The sequence below is a fragment of the Streptomyces sp. FH025 genome (genome assembly GCF_017427025.1).
GTDB lineage: Bacteria > Actinomycetota > Actinomycetes > Streptomycetales > Streptomycetaceae > Kitasatospora.
The window spans coordinates 1-2154 of the sequence record NZ_JAFLNG010000986.1 but is presented as its reverse complement, the minus strand read 5'-3'; the positions used below and the strand labels follow the sequence as shown (position 1 = coordinate 2154).

Sequence of the window (2154 nt, the reverse complement as noted above, 5' to 3'; positions counted from 1 at the left end):
TCGCCGTCTGGCGGGCCGGCGGCCACGTCCTCCCGCTCGACCCGGCCCACCCCCGCCCGCGCATCGCCGAGATGACCGCCGACGCGGACGCCCGGCTCGTCCTCGGCGACAAGGGCCTGCTCGCCGAGGCGGGCCTGCCCGAGGAACGCACCCTGGTACTGACCGAGTACGGCACCGAGGCCACCGGGGGAGCGGTGCCCGACGCCGCCGAGCCGGACGCGACCGCCCTGCTCTACTACACCTCCGGCTCCACCGGCCGCCCCAAGGGCGTCCTCGTCCCGCACGGCGCCATCGCCGACCTGGTCACCGCCCCCGACGGCGTCGACCTCGGCCCGCGCGACCGGATGCTCGTCCACTCCACCGTCTCCTTCGACGCCGCCACCTTCGAACTGTGGGCCCCGCTCGTCCGGGGAGCCGCCCTCGCCGTCTCCCCGGCCGAGCGGCCCACCGTCGAGGAACTCGTCCGCGACGTCGAACGGTTCGGCGTCACCACGGTCTTCCTCACCACCGCGCTCTTCCACCACCTGGCCGCCAGGCAGTCCCGGATCTTCGGCGTGCTGCGCACCGTCGTCGTCGGCGGCGAGGCGCTGTCGGCCGAGCACACCGGGGCGGTGCTGAGGGCCTTCCCCTGGCTGGAGCTCCTCAACGGCTACGGGCCCACCGAGGCGACGACCTTCACCACCGTCCACCCGGTCACCCCGGCGGACTGCGAGCCCGGCCCCGTCCCGATCGGACGGCCCTTCGGCGGCGCCCGCACCCTCGTCCTGGACCCGGAGCTCGCACCGGTCGCCCCCGGCACCGTCGGCGAACTCTGGATCGCCGGCGAGCGCCTCGCCCAGGGCTACCTCAACCGGCCCGAGCTGACCGCCGAGCGCTTCCGCGAACTGCCGGACGGCTCGCTCGCCTACCGCAGCGGCGACCTGGTCAGCCAACGGCCCGACGGCGCACTGGAGTTCCACGGCCGCACCGACGACCAGGTCAAGGTCCGGGGCTTCCGGATCGAACCCGGCGAGGTCGAGCACGCGCTGCTCCAGCTCCCGGAGATCGCCGAGGCCGCCGTCGTGGTCCGCCGGGCCGGGCAACCCGACGCCGCCCTGACCGCCTGCGTCGTCCTCGCCGAAGGCGCCCGCCCGAGCACCGAGACCCTGCGCACCCGGCTCGCCGGGCGGCTCCCCGCCCACCTGGTGCCCACCGCCTGGACCGTGCTCGACGCCCTCCCGCTCAACACCAGCGGCAAGGTCGACCGACGGGCACTCGCCGACGCCGCGGACCCGACGGCCGAACCCGCCGCGGCCGAGGCCGAGCTCACCCCCATCCAGCAGGTCGTCGCGGACGCCTGGAGCCGCGCCCTGGAACGCCCGATCACCGACCCGGCCGCCGACTTCCTCGCCGAGGGCGGCCACTCCCTGGTCGCGATGTGGATCGTCGACGACCTGCGCGAGGACCTCGGCGTGGAACTCTCGCTCGCCGACTTCCTCGGCCACCCGACGGTCGCTGCCCAGGCCGAACTGCTGGAACGCGCCCTGCTCGGCGCCGAGAACGGGAGCGCCGCGGTGACCACCGCCGACGACACCACGGGAGCGCCGCGATGACCACCGTCGACCAGACCGACCTGCTGCGCCGCGCCCGCAGCCGCCGCGCCGACGCCTCCGTCGCGGACCGCGCCACCACGCCCGGGGCCGGGCCGGCGCCGCTCTCCCACGCCCAGCAGCGGATGTGGCTGATGGACCACCTCGGCCAGGGCGGCGCCCTCTACAACGTCCCGATCGCCACCCGGCTGCGCGGACCGCTCGACCGGGACGCCCTGGCCACCGCGCTCACCGGCCTCACCGAGCGCCACGCCGTCCTGCGCACCCGCTACCCGCGCCGGGGCGAACAGCCGTACCAGCACCTCGACCCGGTCCGCCCGGTACCGCTTCCGGTCGTGGAGGCGACGGGCGACGACCAGCTCGCCACCGAGGCCGCCCGCCCCTTCGACCTCGCCGACGGACCGGTCCTGCGGGCGCTGCTGCTGCGGCACGGACCGCAGGACCACACCCTGCTCCTGACGATCCACCACATCGCCGTGGACGGCGGCTCCCTGCCCGTCCTCGCGGCCGACCTCGCCGCCCTCTACACCGCCGCCCGCGACGGCTCGGCACCCCGACTCCCCGC

Annotated in this window: 2 protein-coding genes; both read left to right on the top strand. The window is 76.1% G+C overall.

Annotated features, from left to right (window positions below; translation table 11 throughout):
- Positions 1 to 1592, top strand: a 1592-nt coding sequence (locus tag J0670_RS36475; protein ID WP_207817051.1) for a non-ribosomal peptide synthetase, incomplete at its 5' end; no start/stop codon positions are given.
- Positions 1589 to 2154, top strand: a 566-nt coding sequence (locus J0670_RS36470) for a condensation domain-containing protein (protein WP_243438027.1), incomplete at its 3' end; no start/stop codon positions are given. The genes J0670_RS36475 and J0670_RS36470, both read left to right, overlap by 4 nt.